15 protein-coding genes and 1 pseudogene are annotated in these 18,727 nt (G+C 61.1%); 8 read left to right on the forward strand and 8 right to left on the reverse strand.

Annotated features, from left to right (window positions below):
* The first annotated feature begins 106 nt into the window (after positions 1-106).
* From lon to cmoB, 5 genes are all read left to right on the forward strand, one after another.
* A complete protein-coding gene (gene lon, locus PSH57_RS23485) occupies positions 107-2,521 on the forward strand; it encodes an endopeptidase La (RefSeq protein WP_305385797.1) in 2,415 nt (804 codons plus the stop codon).
* A 472-nt stretch (positions 2,522-2,993) separates the two neighbouring features.
* On the forward strand, positions 2,994-3,386 hold the full coding sequence (locus tag PSH57_RS23490; protein ID WP_305385798.1) for a protease inhibitor I42 family protein: 393 nt from the start codon (positions 2,994-2,996) through the stop codon (positions 3,384-3,386).
* Positions 3,387-3,388: 2 nt separating this feature from the next.
* Positions 3,389-4,024, forward strand: a complete 636-nt coding sequence (locus PSH57_RS23495) for a lysoplasmalogenase (RefSeq protein WP_305385799.1) — start codon at positions 3,389-3,391, stop codon at positions 4,022-4,024.
* Between the two features lie 183 nt (positions 4,025-4,207).
* A complete protein-coding gene (cmoA, locus tag PSH57_RS23500) occupies positions 4,208-4,951 on the forward strand; it encodes a carboxy-S-adenosyl-L-methionine synthase CmoA (RefSeq protein WP_305385800.1) in 744 nt (247 codons plus the stop codon).
* Positions 4,948-5,904, forward strand: a complete 957-nt coding sequence (cmoB, locus tag PSH57_RS23505; RefSeq protein ID WP_305385801.1) for a tRNA 5-methoxyuridine(34)/uridine 5-oxyacetic acid(34) synthase CmoB — start codon at positions 4,948-4,950, stop codon at positions 5,902-5,904. Before cmoA ends, cmoB begins: the two co-directional genes overlap by 4 nt.
* A gap of 156 nt (positions 5,905-6,060) precedes the next feature.
* Here the strand turns inward: cmoB and tadA are convergent, their stop codons facing one another.
* From tadA to PSH57_RS23535, 7 genes and pseudogenes are all read right to left on the reverse strand, one after another.
* The gene (tadA, locus tag PSH57_RS23510) at positions 6,061-6,558 is read right to left on the reverse strand and encodes a tRNA adenosine(34) deaminase TadA (protein WP_256230836.1); all 498 of its coding nucleotides are present in this window, start codon (positions 6,556-6,558) and stop codon (positions 6,061-6,063) included.
* Entirely contained in the window at positions 6,558-7,934 is a 1,377-nt protein-coding gene (locus tag PSH57_RS23515; protein ID WP_305385802.1) for a multicopper oxidase family protein, read from the reverse strand. The genes tadA and PSH57_RS23515 overlap by 1 nt, the downstream gene beginning before the upstream one ends.
* A gap of 124 nt (positions 7,935-8,058) precedes the next feature.
* Entirely contained in the window at positions 8,059-8,583 is a 525-nt protein-coding gene (locus tag PSH57_RS23520) for a helix-turn-helix transcriptional regulator (RefSeq protein WP_305385803.1), read from the reverse strand.
* 3 nt (positions 8,584-8,586) lie between these two features.
* A pseudogene (locus PSH57_RS29410) lies at positions 8,587-8,860 on the reverse strand (hypothetical protein).
* Positions 8,861-9,604: 744 nt separating this feature from the next.
* Complete coding sequence (gene guaA, locus PSH57_RS23525; RefSeq protein ID WP_305385804.1) at positions 9,605-11,182, reverse strand: glutamine-hydrolyzing GMP synthase; 1,578 nt, start codon at positions 11,180-11,182, stop codon at positions 9,605-9,607.
* A 79-nt stretch (positions 11,183-11,261) separates the two neighbouring features.
* The gene (gene guaB, locus PSH57_RS23530; protein ID WP_214915735.1) at positions 11,262-12,731 is read right to left on the reverse strand and encodes an IMP dehydrogenase; all 1,470 of its coding nucleotides are present in this window, start codon (positions 12,729-12,731) and stop codon (positions 11,262-11,264) included.
* Between the two features lie 259 nt (positions 12,732-12,990).
* Complete coding sequence (locus PSH57_RS23535; protein ID WP_305385805.1) at positions 12,991-13,539, reverse strand: sugar ABC transporter ATPase; 549 nt, start codon at positions 13,537-13,539, stop codon at positions 12,991-12,993.
* 151 nt (positions 13,540-13,690) lie between these two features.
* Between PSH57_RS23535 and xseA the strand changes: the two genes are divergently transcribed.
* The 3 genes from xseA to leuA all read left to right on the forward strand — a co-directional run bounded on the left by xseA (position 13,691) and on the right by leuA (position 18,045).
* Entirely contained in the window at positions 13,691-15,070 is a 1,380-nt protein-coding gene (gene xseA / locus PSH57_RS23540; RefSeq protein ID WP_305390463.1) for an exodeoxyribonuclease VII large subunit, read from the forward strand.
* Positions 15,071-15,073: 3 nt separating this feature from the next.
* Positions 15,074-15,895 carry a peptidoglycan DD-metalloendopeptidase family protein gene (locus PSH57_RS23545; RefSeq protein ID WP_305385806.1) on the forward strand — a complete coding sequence of 274 codons (822 nt, stop codon included), beginning with the start codon at positions 15,074-15,076 and terminating at the stop codon, positions 15,893-15,895.
* Between the two features lie 470 nt (positions 15,896-16,365).
* Positions 16,366-18,045: a 2-isopropylmalate synthase gene (gene leuA / locus PSH57_RS23550; protein ID WP_305385807.1), complete on the forward strand. Its 1,680-nt coding sequence runs from the start codon at positions 16,366-16,368 to the stop codon at positions 18,043-18,045.
* Positions 18,046-18,253: 208 nt separating this feature from the next.
* On the opposite strand, the gene PSH57_RS23555 is transcribed toward leuA, so the two are convergent.
* Positions 18,254-18,670 (reverse strand): hypothetical protein, encoded by a 417-nt coding sequence (locus PSH57_RS23555; protein ID WP_305385808.1) that lies wholly within the window; start codon positions 18,668-18,670, stop codon positions 18,254-18,256.
* Positions 18,671-18,727 lie beyond the last annotated feature (57 nt).

Consider the following 18,727-nt stretch of genomic DNA (forward strand, 5'->3'; position numbering starts at 1 on the left):
CAAGGCTGAAGGCCTTGCAATGAAATAACAGCTAACAATCGCCCACCATTGAAACCACCCCTCGCCTGCCCCATCTAAGACCCATACTCCATTGCGCAGGTGCCCCATGAGCGACCAGCACTCTACTGAAGCCACGAACGATTACGCCGACCCCGAACACATCGAACATACCTCCTCCGGCACCGGCCTGGCCCTGCCCGGCCAAAACTTGCCGGACAAGGTCTACATCATTCCCATCCACAATCGCCCGTTCTTCCCGGCTCAGGTGCTGCCGGTCATTGTCAATGAGGAGCCCTGGGCCGAAACCCTGGAACTGGTCGCCAAATCCGAACACCATTCCCTGGCGCTGTTTTTCATGGACTCGCCCCAGGAAGATCCGCGCCACTTCGACACCTCCGCGCTGCCGCTGTACGGCACGCTGGTCAAGGTGCACCACGCCAGTCGCGAAGCCGGCAAACTGCAGTTCGTTGCCCAAGGCCTGACCCGCGTACGCATCCGCACCTGGCTCAAGCACCATCGCCCACCGTACCTGGTGGAAGTCGAATACCCGCACCAGCCAAGCGAGCCGACCGACGAGGTCAAGGCCTATGGCATGGCGTTGATCAATGCGATCAAGGAACTGCTCCCGCTCAATCCGCTGTACAGCGAAGAGCTGAAGAACTATCTCAACCGCTTCAGCCCCAACGACCCGTCGCCCCTGACCGACTTTGCCGCTGCGCTCACCTCGGCCACCGGCAGTGAGTTGCAGGAAGTGCTCGATTGCGTCCCGATGCTCAAGCGCATGGAAAAAGTGCTGCCAATGCTGCGCAAGGAAGTTGAAGTCGCGCGGCTGCAGAAGGAGATTTCTGCCGAGGTCAACAACAAGATCGGCGAACATCAGCGCGAATTCTTCCTCAAGGAGCAGTTGAAGGTCATTCAGCAGGAGCTGGGGCTGACCAAGGACGATCGCAGCGCCGATCTCGAACAATTCGAGCAACGGCTGGAGGGCAAGGACCTGCCGGCCCAGGCGCAAAAGCGCATCGAAGAGGAAATGAACAAGCTCTCGATCCTGGAGACCGGCTCGCCGGAATACGCCGTCACCCGTAATTACCTCGACTGGGCAACGTCAGTGCCGTGGGGCGTCTATGGCCAGGACAAGCTCGACCTCAAGCACGCGCGCAAGGTGCTCGACCAGCACCATGCCGGGCTGGGGGACATCAAGGACCGCATCCTCGAGTTTCTTGCGGTGGGTGCCTATAAAGGCGAAATCAGCGGTTCTATCGTGCTGCTGGTGGGGCCGCCGGGGGTGGGCAAGACCAGCGTCGGCAAATCCATCGCCGAAACCCTGGGTCGGCCGTTTTACCGCTTCAGCGTCGGCGGCATGCGCGATGAAGCCGAAATCAAGGGCCATCGGCGTACCTACATCGGCGCTCAACCGGGCAAGCTGGTACAGGCCCTCAAGGACGTCGAAGTGATGAACCCGGTGATCATGCTCGACGAGATCGACAAGATGGGCCAGAGCTACCAGGGCGATCCGGCCTCGGCCTTGTTGGAGACCCTCGACCCGGAACAGAACGTCGAATTCCTCGATCACTATCTGGACCTGCGCCTGGACCTGTCGAAAGTGCTCTTCGTGTGCACCGCCAACACCCTGGACTCGATCCCCGGCCCACTGCTGGACCGGATGGAAGTGATTCGCCTGTCGGGCTATATCACCGAAGAGAAGGTCGCCATCGCCAAGCGCCATTTGTGGCCCAAACAACTGGCCAAGGCCGGCGTGTCCAAAGGCAGCCTGAATATCACCGACAGCGCCCTCAAGGCCCTGATCGACGGTTATGCCCGTGAGGCCGGGGTGCGACAGCTGGAGAAACAGCTGGGCAAGCTGGTGCGCAAGGCGGTGATGAAGCTGATCGACGACCCGAAAGCCGTGATCAAGCTCGGGCCCAAGGACCTTGAGGCCTCCCTGGGCAAGCCGGTGTTCCGCAACGAGCAAGTGCTGTCCGGCATCGGTGTGATTACCGGCCTGGCCTGGACCAGCATGGGCGGCGCGACTCTGCCGATCGAAGCGACGCGCATCCACACGCTCAATCGCGGCTTCAAGCTCACCGGGCAACTGGGGGAGGTGATGAAAGAATCAGCGGAAATCGCCCACAGCTACGTCAGCTCGCATTTGAAGCAATTTGGCGGCGATCCGAAGTTCTTCGACGAAGCCTTCGTTCACTTGCACGTACCGGAAGGCGCCACCCCCAAGGACGGCCCGAGTGCCGGGGTGACCATGGCCAGCGCTCTGCTGTCCCTGGCCCGCAACCAGCCGCCGAAAAAAGGCGTGGCCATGACCGGCGAACTGACCCTCACCGGGCACGTGCTGCCGATTGGCGGGGTGCGCGAGAAAGTGATCGCGGCGCGACGGCAGAAAATCAATGAGTTGATCCTGCCGGAAGCCAACCGGGGCAACTTCGAAGAACTGCCGGACTATCTCAAGGAAGGCGTCACGGTGCACTTTGCCAAGCGCTTTGCCGATGTGGCCAAGATATTGTTCTGATAGTCCTGTAGCGCCTGTGTGGGCCCCATCGCGGGCAAGCCTTGCTCCCACAGAGATCAATGTCGCTCACAGATTGTGTGTGCAACCAAGATCCATTGTGGGAGCAAGGCTCCCACAGAGGTCAATGTCGCTCACAAACTTTGTGTGCAACCAAAATCCATTGTGGGAGCAAGGCTTCCACAGAGGTTCAATGTCGCGCACAAACTTTGCGTGCAACCAAAATCCATTGTGGGAGCAAGGCTTCCACAGAGGTCAATGTCGCTCACAAACTTTGTGTGCAACCAAAATCCATTGTGGGAGCAAGGCTCCCACAGAGGTTCAATGTCGCTCACAAACTTTGCGTGCAACCAAAATCCATTGTGGGAGCAAGGCTTGCCCGCGATGGCGTCATCAGCAACAACACATCCCCGCCTGACACACCCAGTAGCATCTTCGGTTATGCTCGCCGTTCGTCGTAAATGCCGGAGCCCTTATGTCCCTCATCCGCCTGCTCGTCCCTTTCAGCCTTGCCCTGCTAAGCGCCTGTGCCACGCAACCGAAACACAACGTGACCGTGGAAAAACTGAGCCAGTGCCCGGTGCAGCTCACTAACGGGCAAAATCTGATCCTGAATTTGCCCAGTAACCCCAGCACCGGTTATCGCTGGGCGATCCAGGATTCGGCCGGCGGCGTGCTGAAGGCCCTGGGGCCTGAGGTGTACCGCAACCCGGAAGACGCCGGCATCGTTGGCGCGGCGGGGGTGTCCACCTGGCGTTTCCAGGCATTTGCTGCCGGAACCGGTCGCTTGCGCCTGACTTATCAACAGCCCTGGGCACCCGAAGTGCCGCCGGTGGAAACCTTCGACTGCGCCATTTCGGTGAATTGATCGTGGGTTGGCTGATCCTTGCACTGATGGGCGCGGCCACCTATGTGTACGGGCTCACTGTGCATGCCACCCTGCTGTGCCTGCTGGTCAAGCCGATGCCGGTGCTGGCCCTGCTTGGCTGGCTGCACGATGCGCCACCCAGCGAATATCGACGCTGGATCAGCCTGGGACTGATTTTTTCGGTGGTGGGCGATGTGCTGCTGGCTTGGCCCGGGGACCTGTTCGTATTCGGCCTTGGCGCGTTTTTGCTGGCGCACCTGGCCTACCTGAAAGCCTACCTCAGCGACTGTCGCCGCCCGGCGTTGCTATCACTGGCCCTGGCATTGGGGCTTGGCGCAACCTTGCTAGGAATTCTGATATCGAGCGGTCTTGGGCCTTTGCTCGTCCCGGTGATTGTCTATGGTTTGGCCATCAGCGCCATGCTCTGGCGGGCGTTGGCACGACTGGGCACTGAAGTCCCGGAGCGTTCGGCCTGGCTGGCCGCTGCCGGGGCTCTGGCATTCGTGTTTTCTGACAGTTTGATTGGAATAAACCGGTTCGTGGCGCCCTTCCATGCCGCGCCTTATCTGATCATCGTCAGCTATTGGCTGGGCCAGTGGGGCATTACCGCGTCGGCGTTCCCGCAAAAGCAGCATTGAACAGAGATTAATGTAGGAGCAAGGCTTGCCCGCGATGAACGATAGTGCGGTCTTGCTGTAGACCGCGGTGCCTTTATCGCGGGCAAGCCTTGCTCCCACAGGCCTTGCTCCCACAAAGCTCGCTCCCAGAGGTTTTTTGGTTAAAATGCCGGCCTTTTCACCACCCATGCCGCTGGAACTGCCGTGAGCAAAGAACCCGATCGTCTATTCGCCCAGCCCCTGGCCCAGGTGCCTGACTTCGCTTTTAACGAGGACGTGGTGCGGGTGTTTCCGGACATGATCAAGCGTTCAGTACCAGGTTACCCGACCATCGTCGAAAACCTCGGCGTGCTCGCCGCGCAATTCGCCCAGCCCAATAGCGTGCTCTACGACCTGGGCTCGTCCCTGGGCGCGGTGACCCAGGCCCTGCGCCGTCATGTGCGCACCGACGGTTGCCGGGTGATTGCGGTGGATAACTCGGCGGCCATGGTCGAGCGCTGCCGCGAGTATCTTAACGGCCAGGACTCGATGTTCCAGGAGTTGCTCCCGGTTCAAGTGATAGAAGGCGACATTCTCGCCCTGACGTTCCAGCCGGCCTCGGTGGTAGCGCTGAACTTCACCCTGCAATTCATCGCGCCGGATCAGCGTACCGCCTTGTTGAGCCGCATCCGCCAGTCCCTGCTGCCCGGCGGTGCGTTGATTCTCTCGGAGAAGCTGCGCTTTAACGATGAGCAAGAGCACGCGCTGCTCACCGACCTGCATGTGGCGTTCAAGCGCGCCAACGGCTACAGCGAGCTGGAAATCGCCCAAAAACGCAGCGCCATCGAAAACGTCATGAAGCCCGACAGTCTCGAAGAACACCGCGAACGCCTGCTGGCGGCCGGCTTCTCGAAAGTCGTGCCGTGGTTCCAGTGTCTTAATTTTGCCTCGTTGATTGCCCTGCCATGATTGATCTGTCTCCCCTCGCTCGCCATCTGGCCGGCACCCCCCTGGCCGATTGGGCCGCGACGCTGCAAATGCAACTGGACACCAAAATGGAAAAGGGCCATGGCGACCTGGAGCGCTGGCAGAGCGCCCTTGATGCCTTGCCAGTGCTGCAACCGACCCGGGTCGACCTGCTGAACGGCCTGACCCTCGACACCGATTGCAGCGACGAAACCCGTGCACAGATGCGAACCGCGCTGATGGGCCTGTCGCCATGGCGCAAAGGGCCTTTCGACCTGTTTGGCGTGCAGGTTGATACCGAATGGCGTTCGGACTGGAAGTGGTCGCGGGTGGCCCCGCACCTGGACCTTGTGGGCAAGCGCATTCTCGATGTGGGCTGTGGCAACGGTTATTACATGTGGCGGATGCTCGGTGCCGGTGCCGATACGGTGATCGGCGTCGACCCCAACTGGCTGTTCTTCTGCCAGTTCCAGGCGGTGCAGCGTTACCTCTCGCAGCCCAACGCCTGGCACCTGCCGTTTCCATTCGAAGCCCTGCCTCCGGAGCTGGAAGGCTTCGATACGGTGTTTTCCATGGGCGTGTTCTACCACCGTCGCTCGCCGATCGAGCATTTGCTGGCGCTCAAGGACTGCCTGGTCAAGGGTGGCGAACTGGTGCTGGAAACCCTGGTGATCGAAGGCGACGAACATCAGGTGCTGGTGCCCGAGGATCGCTATGCGCAGATGCGTAACGTCTGGTTCCTGCCCTCGGTCCCAGCCCTGGAACGCTGGCTGCGCCGCGCCGGGTTCAGCGATGTGCGTTGCGTCGACGTGAGCATCACGACGGTGGAAGAACAGCGCGGCACAGAGTGGATGAAATATCAGTCGCTGAGTGACTTTCTCGACCCCGCCGATCACAGCAAGACCATCGAAGGCCTGCCTGCGCCGATGCGGGCGGTGATTGTGGCGCGAAAATAAATCTCCCCCCCTGTGTGCGAGCTTCTGTGGGAATGAACGTGGGAGCAAGGCTTGCCCGCGATGGCGGCACCGCGGTCTATAGCAAGACCGCGTTATCGTTCATCGCGGGCAAGCCTTGCTCCCACAGAGATTCACTCCCACATTAGGGGGACGGTGTCAGTCTTGGGATTTGGCTCTTCGGGCCTTGAAGAACTCGCTCAGCACAGCACTGCACTCTTCAGCCAGCACCCCGCCCTCGAACATCACCCGATGATTCAGAAAACCCTGGCTAAAAAATTGCCCCTGGCTTTGCACAATGCCGGCCTTGGGCTCCAGGGCGCCATAGACGACCCGGGCGATGCGCGAGTGGACGATGAGGCCGGCGCACATGCTGCAGGGCTCCAGGGTCACGTAGAGAGTGCTGCCGGGCAGACGATAGTTGCTCACGGCCTGGGCGGCGGCGCGGATGGCGACCATTTCCGCGTGGGCGCTGGGGTCGTGGCCGCTGATCGGGCAATTGAAGCCGCGCCCGATGATCTCACCGTCCTGTACCAGCACCGCGCCCACCGGCACTTCACCCAAGGCTGCGCCTTGCTCAGCGAGGGCCAGGGCTTGGCGCATGAAATCCTGGTCACGGCTGCGATCAATGATCCGGGCAGGACGAATCTGGCGCATCACGCCACCTCGATGGCGGCCATCAGGCCGGTTTCCATGTGGTCGATCACGTGGCAGTGGAACATCCACACCCCTGGGTTATCCGCCACCAGCGCCACCTGCGCCCGCTCATTCTTGCCCAGCAGGTAGGTGTCGGTGAAATACGGGATGACCTTGTGCCGGTTGGACGCAATCACCTTGAAGCTCATGCCGTGCAAATGGATCGGATGCTGGTACTGAGTCATGTTCTTCAATTCGAGAATGTAGCTCTGGCCCTTTTTCAGCGTAGCAATCGGCCGATCGGCGCAGGTCTTGTCGGTGATGTCCCAAGCCTGGCCGTTGATCTGCCACAAACTCGGTGGTTTGCCGTTGTCGACATTGACCGACACCGAACCGACCCACTCGAAATTGAAGTTGAGTTTCTCGGCATTGGCCAGGTCTGGCTCGGCCACCGGGTTAGGTGGCAGCGCGGGCGGCCACTGGGCCGGCGCCTCGTTGTTGGGCACGGAGCGCAAAGTGCCCAGCCGCACCGGACCATTGCGCAAAGACAACTCCTCCCCGGCTGCCGGCGCCTTGATCGCCAGACAAATGCGCATGCCCGGGCCCAGCCAGTATTCCTTGCCCAACGGGCGCGGCGCGACAGGGTTGCCGTCCAGGGCGTAGATCTGCGCCTCGACGCCAGGAATGTTGATGCGGTAGGTCAGGGTATTGTCCAGGTTCAGCAAGCGTACCCGGGTGATCTGTCCGGCTGGCAGATCAATCACCGGCAGCGGCACACCGTTGATGGTCGACAGACGCCCGGCCGTCCCGCCACGGGCTGCTTCACGGGGAATGCTGAAGGCGACGAACTCGCCCCGCTCATCCACATGCCAGTTCTTGAGGCTGAGGGTTTGTTCGTATTTAAAGCCGGTGGGCTCACGCTCTTCGACAATCAAGGGCCCAACAAGCCCGCGACCGAGTTCTTCGCTGCTGTTGACGTGAGGGTGATACCAATAGCTGCCGGCGTCCGGCACGCGGAACTTGTAATCGAAGTACTCACCCGGCAGCACCGGCAATTGCGAGACATACGGCACGCCGTCCATCTCCAGCGGCAGGCGGATCCCGTGCCAGTGAATGGTGGTCGCGACCGGTAAGTGATTGATGAAGCGTACCCGCAGCCATTCACCCTGACGAACCCGCAACTCGGTGCCCGGCGCCGACGGACCAAAGGCCCAGGCCTGGGTCTTGTGCCCGGCCACCAGCTCCACGTCCAAGGGCGCTGCGATCAGCTCATAGTCGTGACCGGCCTCGGCATCGGCCATCTTGCCCAACCAATACCGCGATGCGCCCCCCGCACCCACGCCAACGACAACAAGACCGGCCAGGCCACCGAGTATTTGGCGACGGGTAAAGGACATGAAGCTATCACCTCTTGAATCTGCGGCGGACCATGGGGCCCGCAAAAGGCGAATACGATACACCCGCAATTGAGAAATATTAAGTGAAGTATTGTCGCGCCACCCGCTTGAACACTGATGGCCGTCACCCAACCAAAGCTTCCAACTCTCTGGCAGCCAAGCCAGGTAACCGTCGGCCTTCTTTCGCAACGTTGACCTGCAAGGCCACCTGGGCCACATCCAACACGTTCTTGGCAAGTGAATAACTGCCCTTGGCCTGCAGCCAGGTCAGCACGTCTGCCAAGTGCCAGATAGACGCACTCCCCTCGTGCACGGGCGTCGGGAAGCTGCCAGGATGAGCCAACATCAGCTTGCGCATGTTCTGTCGAGATACGCCTACGATTTCGGCTACCTCGGTTAGCCCGACCCAATCAGGAGCAACCTCGATCAGTTTGGCCGACGGCACCGCGCGGCGGACATCGCCTAGGGCGCTAAGGACGGCCTTGATCGCATCCGGAGCCTCCCGAGTGAACTCAAGCGCCAGCCGCCCCGGTTGCCCAATGCCTACCAGAGCGTCATCGCAGCCAGCCTCACCCAGCCGCTCGACCAGTTCATCCGCGGGACAGTCATCGCCAGCGAGCTGATATTTCAAGGTAAAGGTGTATTCCATTTCCTAGTCCTCAGCACCGTCATCAGCTTCGCGCCAATTACGATGCGCAGTGCAATTGTCCACAACGCGCCGCAATGCTCGCGCGTGATTGCCAGGGTTCTTTGGCGTGGTCCATATCGACGTAATGCAGAACTCACCGCAGCGGCAGTCCTCATCGTTATAAGGACAATAAGCCCGCCCCCAGGCGTGACTACCGCCGACTACTACACGCCAGTCCTGCGCTTCGGCATGCCTAAGTACTTCTTCGACCTCTTTTCGGGTGCGAGGGACGACTCATCCGTGATCTCCAGTATTCGCATGACCCACAAGGTTGTCAATCGACAACCCTGGCTCACTCTTCAATGGCTGCGATACCCGCAGGCCATACCGCCCGATGATAAGCGCGTCTCGGTGCCCGCTGAGACGGTAATCGTAGCGAAACGTGACGGAGAAACCGCCTGACAGAAGCTTTCCTCAAAAGACCCGCAGATGAGAAACAGTAAGGCCAGTCAAAATGAAAAAACCCTGGAGAGGTTATCCACAGGGTTTTTCTGTACACATCGATACGGTGGTCATTCGTGCAGCAAACGCGCTTTGTCACCTCGTAGCGTGAAAAAAGCCAAAGCCGTCGCGACGATGAACAAGGCGGGCACGAGGAAAATCCAGGAGTACGGAGCTTGGCATGAAGTGCTTCAACGGTCGACGGGCTTTCCCGGGCGATACCGATCAATCACGCCAGCACCCGCTCCACCGTCCTCCGCAAACGCCCGCGAGACGGCATCAACGATCTCGGCCCACACCCCGACCTGTTGTAGTACGGGCATTCCAGAAATGATGTCGTGCACCTGATCTTGTCAGCTAACGGTTAAGGCTGTAAAAAAACGATTAGATAACAAGAGCCGCGCACAAAAACGATTATCTTTAACAGCCAGGTCGTCAGAGCAGGGGAAGAGCTTGAACTGCCTCTTCCTCCCTCCGATCACAGAATCGACGTTGCATCGATTTCAGAATAACGGGGGTTAATATCCCCCAGGATTTTCCGTCACTCCCACTCAATCGTCGCCGGCGGCTTGCTCGACACGTCATACGTCACGCGAGAAATACCTTCGATTTCATTGATGATGCGTCCGGAAACGGTCTCCAGCAGCTCGTACGGCAGGTGTGCCCAGCGAGCGGTCATGAAGTCGATGGTTTCCACGGCGCGCAGGGCCACGACCCAGGCGTAGCGACGGCCATCGCCGACCACGCCAACCGATTTCACCGGCTGGAACACCACGAACGCCTGGCTGACCTTGTGGTACCAGTCGGCCTTGCGCAGTTCTTCGATGAAGATATGGTCGGCGCGACGCAGCAGGTCGGCGTATTCCTTCTTCACTTCACCGAGGATCCGCACGCCCAGGCCTGGGCCCGGGAATGGGTGGCGGTAGACCATGTCGTACGGCAGGCCCAGCTCCAGGCCGAGGCGACGCACCTCGTCCTTGAACAGCTCGCGCAGCGGCTCGACCAGCTTGAGGTTCATTTCTTCCGGCAGGCCACCGACGTTGTGGTGGGACTTGATCACGTGGGCCTTGCCGCTCTTGGCGCCAGCCGACTCGATCACGTCGGGGTAGATGGTGCCTTGGGCCAGGTACTTGATGTTGTCGAGCTTGCAGGATTCGGCATCGAACACGTCGATGAAGGTGCGGCCGATGATCTTGCGCTTCTTCTCCGGGTCGGACTCGCCGGCCAGGTTGTTCAGGAACTGCTCTTCGGCGTTGGCGCGGATCACCTTGACGCCCATGTTCTCGGCGAACATGGCCATCACTTGCTCGCCTTCGTGCAGGCGCAGCAGGCCGTTGTCGACGAAGACGCAAGTCAGTTGATCGCCGATGGCCTTGTGCAGCAATGCGGCAACCACCGAGGAGTCCACGCCGCCGGACAGGCCGAGCAGCACGTTGTCGGTGCCAACCTGGGCACGAACCTGGGCGATGGCGTCTTCAGCGATTTTCGATGGCGTCCACAGGGCTTCGCACTCGCAGATATCGAGGATGAAGCGCGACAGGATGCGACCGCCCTGCTTGGTATGGGTCACTTCCGGGTGGAACTGCACGCCGTAGTAACGGCGATCATCGTTGAACATGCCGGCAATCGGGCAGCTCGGGGTGCTGGCCAGGATGTGGAAGTTTTCCGGCATCTTGGTGACCTTGTCACCGTGGCTCATCCACACGTCAAGGCCAAACAGGCCGTCGGCGTCGATGTGGTCTTCGATGCCGTCCAGCAGGCGGCTCTTGCCGACCACGTCGACGCGGGCATAACCGAACTCACGCAGGTCGGAACCTTCTACCTTGCCGCCCAGCTGTTCAGCCATGGTCTGCATGCCGTAGCAGATACCGAAGACCGGTACGCCCAGGTCGAACACTGCTTGCGGGCAACGCGGGCTGTCGGCTTCGTGCACAGACTCGGGGCCGCCGGCGAGGATGACGCCTTTAGGCGCGAATTCGCGAATCGCTTCGTCATCCATGTCGAACGGATGCAATTCGCAGTACACGCCGATTTCACGCACGCGGCGGGCGATCAGCTGGGTGTACTGGGAACCGAAGTCGAGGATCAGGATGCGGTGAGCGTGAATGTCGAGGGCCATGACTCATTCTCATGTAGTGAATCAGAAACAACTCGGGGCTGAATGAACAGCCCCGGTGATTAACGTTTTGCTGAAGGCCTTAACCTACTCGGTAGTTCGGCGCTTCCTTGGTGATCTGCACGTCGTGGACATGGGACTCGGCCATGCCGGCACCGGTGATGCGGACGAACTCCGGCTTGGTGCGCATCTCGTCGATGTCGGCGCTGCCGGTGTAGCCCATGGAAGAACGCAGGCCGCCCATCAGTTGATGAATGATCGCGCTCAGGGTGCCTTTGTACGGCACGCGACCTTCGATGCCTTCGGGCACCAGTTTCTCGGCGCCCGCGGAGGAGTCCTGGAAGTAACGGTCGGAGGAGCCCTGGGCCTGGGACATGGCGCCCAGCGAGCCCATGCCGCGGTAAGCCTTGTAGCTGCGGCCCTGGAACAGTTCGATCTCGCCTGGCGCTTCTTCAGTACCGGCGAACATCGAACCCATCATCACGCAGGAGGCCCCGGCGACGATGGCCTTGGACAGGTCACCGGAGAACCGGATGCCGCCGTCGGCGATCAACGGCACGCCAGTGCCTTCAAGGGCAGCGGCGACGTTGGCGATGGCGCTGATTTGCGGCACGCCGACACCGGCAACGATGCGGGTGGTGCAGATCGAGCCTGGGCCGATACCGACCTTGACCGCATCGGCGCCAGCTTCGGCCAGGGCCTTGGCGGCAGCGCCGGTGGCGATGTTGCCGCCGATCACCTGCACATCAGGGAAGTTCTGCTTGACCCAGCGAACGCGGTCGATCACGCCTTTGGAGTGACCGTGGGCGGTGTCGACCACCACCACGTCGACGCCGGCATTGACCAGGGCCGCGACACGGTCGCCGGTGTCCTTGCCGGTGCCGACCGCAGCGCCTACGCGCAGACGACCCTGGTCGTCCTTGCTGGCCAGGGGATAAGCCTTGGCTTTTTCGATGTCATTGACGGTCATCATGCCCTTGAGGGCGAATTTGTCGTCGACGATCAGCACGCGTTCGATGCGGTGCTTGTGCAGCAACTCGCGAACTTCGTCCTTGCCGATGCCTTCCTTGACCGTGACCAGACGCTCTTTAGGCGTCATCACCTGACGGACGGTGGCGTCCAGGCGATTCTCGAAACGCACGTCGCGGGAGGTGACGATACCGACCAGGTCGCCATCGTGCAGCACCGGAACGCCGGAGATGTTGTGCATGCGGGTCAGTTCGAACAGATCGCGAACCGTGGCGTCAGCCTCGATGGTGATCGGATCCTTGACGACGCCAGCCTCGAACCGCTTGACCTTGCGCACTTCGGCGGCCTGCTGTTCGATGGTCATGTTCTTGTGGATGATACCGATACCGCCTTCCTGGGCCATGGCAATGGCCAGACGGGCTTCGGTCACGGTGTCCATGGCGGCGGAAACCAGCGGAATATTCAGCTCGATGCCACGGGTAAGACGGGTTTTGAGACTGACTTCGTTAGGCAGTACCTCGGAATAACCGGGCACTAGGAGAATGTCGTCGAAGGTCAGAGCTTCTTGGCTGATACGCAGCATCGCGGGGGCTCCCGAGCGGGAAAATGGAAGCGCGCCATTATATACATGCACCCCCTCTGGCTCAATGTAAAACTCTGTCTATTATTGCCGGGGTGATTGAAGGGGCTAAACACTGCCCGATTGCCACACATTCCCTTGTGGGAGCCAAGCTTGCTCGCGATGAACGATGACGCGGTCCTGCAGTTAACCCGCGTCGCCCCCATCGCGAGCAAGCTTGGCTCCCACAAAGCCTGCTCCCACATGGGTTATTGCGGCGCCCTTACAACTCCACCTTCACCCAACTCACCGGCTGATCCAGCCAATCGGCGAACTCGTCGATAAAGTCCTGCTTGAACCCCGCCTCGAGCCAGTTGTTGAAGATAAACCCCAGGTTGGAGAAGCCACACGGTTGCAGGTACAGAAACCCGTTGATGTCATCTTCGTGCCCACACTCAGGGCAGGTGAAGTTATCGGTGCGGGCCGGCATCCAGTCTTCCAGGCTTTCGAACAGCGCCTCACCGATTTCCTTGCGGCATTCGGCGCAGCCCGCTTCCTCGAGAAAGCCTTTGGCCGGGGTATAGATGCAGCGCTTGGTGATGATTTCCAGGCCATTGACCGGTTCGCCAAACGGCAAGGCCTCAGGGTGCAGGACCACGTCGCGGGCGCCGGGGGCGATGGCGTGGGCCATGCGATTGCCGGTCCGCCCGCAGGTGGTCAGTTGTTCTTCGACGATATTCTTGCGCACCAGCCAACGCACAATCGCCCGGGCCCGAGGCTCGTGGACCGGCAAGGAGGAAATTTTCGGGACGATGATGCTTTGCGAATTCATGGGACATCCTGCGGTGAATCTACGGGTGGCGACGAGCAAGCCCGCGCCCGCCTTGAACCTATGGGCAATGGAGCATTGTACCGCGCCGATTCCCGGAAGGTTTTTCGCTGAACATGGAGATTGAGCAGCGAATGCCCTTATCATGCCGTCCATGATTAGAGATCCCTTTGCCCGACTGGGCCTGGACCGCGAGGTCCTGACTGTCAGCCAGCTCAACGGCCGTGCGCGGGTGTTGCTTGAAGACGTGTTCAGCAACATCTGGGTCGAGGGCGAAATTTCCAACCTTGCCCGGCCGGCCTCCGGCCATGTGTATTTCACCCTCAAGGACAGCGGCGCCCAGGTGCGCTGCGCACTGTTCCGGCAAAATGCCGCGCGAGTGCGTCAGGCCCTCAAAGACGGGCTGGCGGTGAAAGTACGCGGCAAGGTCTCACTGTTCGAGGGCCGCGGCGACTATCAGCTGATTCTCGACACCGTGGAACCGGCGGGCGATGGCGCCCTGCGCCTGGCCTTCGATGCGCTCAAGGAAAAGCTCAGCGCCGAAGGCCTGTTCAGCGCCGAACGCAAGGTGCCGCTGCCGGCCCATCCGCAACGCATCGGCATCATCAGTTCACCCACCGGCGCGGTGATCCGCGACATCATCAGCGTCTTCCGCCGCCGTGCGCCGCAGATTTCGCTGACGCTGATCCCCACCGCCGTACAGGGCCGCGAAGCCACCGCGCAAATCGTTCGCGCGCTGAAACTGGCGGATGCCCGGGGGTTCGATGCGCTGATCCTGGCCCGGGGCGGCGGCTCGCTGGAAGACTTGTGGTGCTTCAACGAAGAAGCCGTGGCACGAGCGGTGGACGCCTGCGTCACGCCGATCGTCAGCGCCGTCGGCCATGAAACCGACGTATCCATCAGCGATTTCGTCGCTGACGTGCGCGCCCCGACCCCGTCCGCCGCTGCCGAACTGCTGGCACCCGATGCCGGCGACTTGGTGCGCCGGGTCGAAAGCCTGCACCGGCGGCTGGTGATGCGCATGCGCGACCGGCTGATGCGCGATCAATTGCGCCTCGAAGGCCTGACCCGACGCCTGCGCCACCCTGGTGAGCGTCTGCGCCAGCAGGCCCAGCGCCTCGACGACCTGGACATGCGCATGCGCCGGGCCTTCGAGCGCAGCCTCAATACCCGCCGCGAACGTCTGATCCGCCTGGAAACCCGCCTGGCCGGGCAACACCCGGGCCGGCAACTGGCAATGCTGCGCCAGCGCCTGGACAGCCTCGCCTCGCGCTTGCCCCGGGCCATGCGCGAGGGGCTGAAGGCGCGACGCCTGCAACTGCAAAACCAGATGCAGACGCTGCACATCGTCAGCCCCCTGGCGACCCTCGGCCGGGGCTACAGCATTTTGCTGGACGAACGCGGCCAGGCGATCCGCCGCGCCGGACAGACCCAAACCGGCCAGCGCCTGACGGCGCGGCTCGGTGAAGGCGAACTGCTGGTGCGGGTCGAAGACAATCACCTGACGCCGGTCACCCTTTCTCTATTGGATTGATTCATGCCGCGATATCTCGCCCCATTGCTCTTGCTGTGCCTGACCTTCAACGCCAACGCCGACAGTTACATCACTCGCCTGCTGAACAAACCGGTGCCCGGCGGCGTGGCCGTGGTGGACCTGGGCAGCGCCGCCCAGCCGCCAAAAGCCAGTTACCAGGGCAAACCGGTGCTGGTGGTCAAGGAAAAGGACAACTGGCTGGCAATTGTCGGCATCCCGCTGACGGTCAAGCCCGGCACCCAGCAGATCAGCAGTGGCGGCAGCACCCAGCCGTTCGTGGTCGGCTATAAAAAGTACCCCGAGCAACACATCACCCTGAAGAATAAGCGCCAGGTCAATCCGAACCCGGCGGACCTCAAACGCATCAACGCCGAACTGGCCATACAACTGAAGGCCTATCGCAGCTTCAGCCCGAACATCCCCAGCAACCTGCTGCTGGACAAGCCGGTCAATGGTCCGATGTCGAGCAAGTTCGGCGTGCGGCGCTTCTTCAACGGCGAAGAGCGCAATCCCCACGCTGGCCTGGACTTCGCCGTGCCCGCCGGCACACCCATCAAGACTCCCGCCGCTGGCAAGGTGATCCTCACCGGCAATTACTTCTTCAATGGCAACACCGTCTTCGTTGACCATGGCCAGGGTTTCATCAGCATGTTCTGCCACCTGTCGAAGATCGACGTGAAGGTCGGCCAGCCACTCAAGCGCGGCACCGTTGTCGGCAAAGTCGGCTCCACGGGCCGGGCGACGGGACCGCACATGCACTGGAACATCAGCCTGAACGATGCACGGGTAGACCCGGCGATTTTTATCGGGGCGTTCCAACCCTGAGTTTTTTGCGGTGAGGCCACTGGCCTCTTCGCGAGCAGGCTCGCTCCCACATTGGGCCCTCTTGTGAACACAACATTTGCAACCCACAGAGATCCCCTGTGGGAGCGAGCCTGCTCGCGATGACGGCAGCCGCACCACCACTATCCCGGGAATTGCCAAGCCCTAAATATCGACGCAATCCTTAGGATACAAACTGTCTATATGCGCGATTAAATCTCGCAAACCCGCCTAAAAACAGAACTTATCTCAATTTTTGTCGACTGCTTGCGATCCGCCCTCCGCGCGGTTAGGGTTGAAAGCATGAAGACCTCTCATACCCTCATTCAGCTTCGCCAGCACCGCAGCCTGTGCCTCGTCAGCGCACGACTGCCGGGCTGAATCGCGGCACCTCGTTCCGGCTGTAAAGCCACCCCCGTCCGAACCACCGGCAGGCCGCCTTTTCCCGGCCACGACAATAAAAGGATTCCCCGATGAGCATGCTCAAAGACCCGTCTTCCAAATACCGCGCCTTCCCGACCATCAACCTGCCGGATCGCACCTGGCCGTCGAAGACCATCACCGCCGCGCCGATCTGGTGCAGCTCCGACCTGCGTGACGGCAATCAGTCGCTGATCGAGCCGATGGACGCCACCAAAAAGCTGCGTTTCTGGAAAACCCTGGTCGCCGTGGGCGTGAAGGAAATCGAAGCGTCGTTCCCGGCGGCTTCGCAGACCGACTTCGACTTCGTGCGTACCCTCATCGAAGAAGGCCACATCCCGGACGACACCACCATCCAGGTGCTGACCCAGGCCCGTGAAGACCTGATCGCCCGTACGTTCGAATCCCTTCGCGGGGCGAAAAAAGCCATCGTCCACCTGTACAACGCCACCTGCCCGTCGTTCCGCCGCATCGTGTTCAACCAGGACAAGGAAGGCGTGAAGGAAATCGCGGTGAACGCGGCCAAGCTGTTCGTCAAATACGCAGCGCAACAGCCAGAAACCCAGTGGCAGTTCGAGTACTCGCCGGAAACCTTCAGTGCTACCGAGCTGGAGTTCGCCAAGGAAGTCTGCGACGCGGTGATCGAAGTCTGGAACCCGACGCCCGAGCGCAAGGTCATCCTCAACCTGCCCGCTACCGTGGAAGTCGCCACGCCGAACATCTACGCCGACCAGATCGAGTGGTTCCACCGCAACATCACCCGTCGTGACAGCGTGCTTATCAGCCTGCACACCCACAACGACCGTGGCACCGGCGTAGCCGCCACTGAACTGGGCCTGATGGCCGGCGCCGACCGTGTCGAAGGTTGCCTGTTCGGCAACGGCGAGCGCACCGGTAACGTCGACCTGGTGACCGTCGCGCTGAACCTCTACACCCAGGGCATCCACCCGGAGCTGGATTTCTCCGACATCGACGGCGTGCGCAAAGTGGTCGAAGAGTGCAACCAGATCCCGGTGCATCCTCGTCACCCGTACGTGGGCGACCTGGTTCACACCGCATTCTCCGGCTCCCACCAGGATGCGATCCGCAAGGGCTTCGCCCAGCAGAAACCCGACACCCTGTGGGAAGTGCCTTACCTGCCGATCGACCCGGCTGACATCGGCCGCAGCTACGAGGCGGTGATCCGCGTCAACAGCCAGTCGGGCAAGGGTGGCATTGCCTACCTGCTGGAGCAGGAATACGGCATCAGCCTGCCGCGTCGCATGCAGATCGAGTTCAGCCAGGTGGTGCAGCGCGAAACCGATCGCCTGGGCCTGGAAATGACCGCCCAGCAGATCCACGCCCTGCTCCACAGCGAGTACCTGCAAGCCAACACCCCGTACGCGCTGGTCAGCCATCGTCTGCAGGAAGAAAACGGCAACAGCTCCGTGGAAGTCGAAGTGGCCAGCAAGGGCCAGGGCGAGACCAATCTGCACTGGCGCGGCAAAGGCAACGGCGCGCTGGAAGCGCTGGTGGCCGGCCTGCCGATTCCGGTGGAAATCATGGACTACAACGAACACGCTATCGGCGCCGGCACCAATGCCAAGGCTGCGGCGTACATCGAGCTGCGGGTCAACGGTGAGCGTGCGGTACACGGCGTTGGCATTGATGAAAACATCACCACTGCCAGCTTCAAGGCCCTGTTCAGCGCGCTGAACCGCTCCCTGAGCCAGCCGGAAGCCAAAGCGGCCTGATGGTTTAGCTGGAATGCAAAAAGGCCCCGGGGTGTGAACCCTGGGGCCTTTTTGTTTGGCTCGGGATTTGGGGGTGGCTGTTCCGACGCCTTCGCGAGCAAGCCCGCTCCCACGGGAGGTTTCTGCCGGGCACAGAATCTGTGTCCACCGCAGATCCACTGTGGGAGCGGGCTTGCTCGCGAAGGCGCCCTACCAGACGGCCGGGATGTCAGGCATGGGTATCAATCGAAACGGTCATCGCCTGCAGCAAAGCGGCCTGTAAGGTCTGCAATGTGGCCTGGGTCGCCATGATCTGGGTCTGGATCGCCATGGCTTCCTGGGCTTTCTGCTCCTGGTTGGCCTGGCTTTTCTGCACGCGAGCCAACTGGGCCTGCTGCTCGGCCAGCAACTTCTCGGTCTGCTCGATCTGTTTCTTCAACTGTTCGATGACATCGCCACTGCCACTGGCCGGAGCGCCCGCGATGTTCGCGCCACTGGTGTCAACTTTCAACTGCTGGTCTTTGTCATCGCTGGCGTCAGTCGATACCGCAGGACTGACCGCTGCTTCATCTTCCGCACCCTTGATGGAGACCTTAGGTGCAGAGAGTGGGTATGGATTTACCGTGGTTGCGCTGATGCTGGTCATAATGGACTTCTCCTTGGCTGCCCCGGTTATCGGCCACCATCAGCGCTTCTGAAGGGC

The sequence above is a fragment of the Pseudomonas hefeiensis genome (assembly GCF_030687835.1).
Taxonomy (GTDB): Bacteria; Pseudomonadota; Gammaproteobacteria; order Pseudomonadales; family Pseudomonadaceae; genus Aquipseudomonas; species Aquipseudomonas hefeiensis.

Excerpts from the sequence above, each read along its gene's own strand:
- lon (WP_305385797.1), top strand. The coding sequence starts at position 107 with ATGAGCGACCAGCACTCTACTGAAGCCACGAACGATTACGCCGACCCC.
- PSH57_RS23490 (WP_305385798.1), top strand. The coding sequence starts at position 2,994 with ATGTCCCTCATCCGCCTGCTCGTCCCTTTCAGCCTTGCCCTGCTAAGC.
- cmoB (WP_305385801.1), top strand. The coding sequence starts at position 4,948 with ATGATTGATCTGTCTCCCCTCGCTCGCCATCTGGCCGGCACCCCCCTG.
- tadA (WP_256230836.1), bottom strand. The coding sequence starts at position 6,558 with ATGCGCCAGATTCGTCCTGCCCGGATCATTGATCGCAGCCGTGACCAG.
- PSH57_RS23515 (WP_305385802.1), bottom strand. The coding sequence starts at position 7,934 with ATGTCCTTTACCCGTCGCCAAATACTCGGTGGCCTGGCCGGTCTTGTT.
- PSH57_RS23520 (WP_305385803.1), bottom strand. The coding sequence starts at position 8,583 with ATGGAATACACCTTTACCTTGAAATATCAGCTCGCTGGCGATGACTGT.
- guaA (WP_305385804.1), bottom strand. The coding sequence starts at position 11,182 with ATGGCCCTCGACATTCACGCTCACCGCATCCTGATCCTCGACTTCGGT.
- guaB (WP_214915735.1), bottom strand. The coding sequence starts at position 12,731 with ATGCTGCGTATCAGCCAAGAAGCTCTGACCTTCGACGACATTCTCCTA.
- PSH57_RS23535 (WP_305385805.1), bottom strand. The coding sequence starts at position 13,539 with ATGAATTCGCAAAGCATCATCGTCCCGAAAATTTCCTCCTTGCCGGTC.
- xseA (WP_305390463.1), top strand. The coding sequence starts at position 13,691 with ATGATTAGAGATCCCTTTGCCCGACTGGGCCTGGACCGCGAGGTCCTG.
- PSH57_RS23545 (WP_305385806.1), top strand. The coding sequence starts at position 15,074 with ATGCCGCGATATCTCGCCCCATTGCTCTTGCTGTGCCTGACCTTCAAC.
- leuA (WP_305385807.1), top strand. The coding sequence starts at position 16,366 with ATGAGCATGCTCAAAGACCCGTCTTCCAAATACCGCGCCTTCCCGACC.
- PSH57_RS23555 (WP_305385808.1), bottom strand. The coding sequence starts at position 18,670 with ATGACCAGCATCAGCGCAACCACGGTAAATCCATACCCACTCTCTGCA.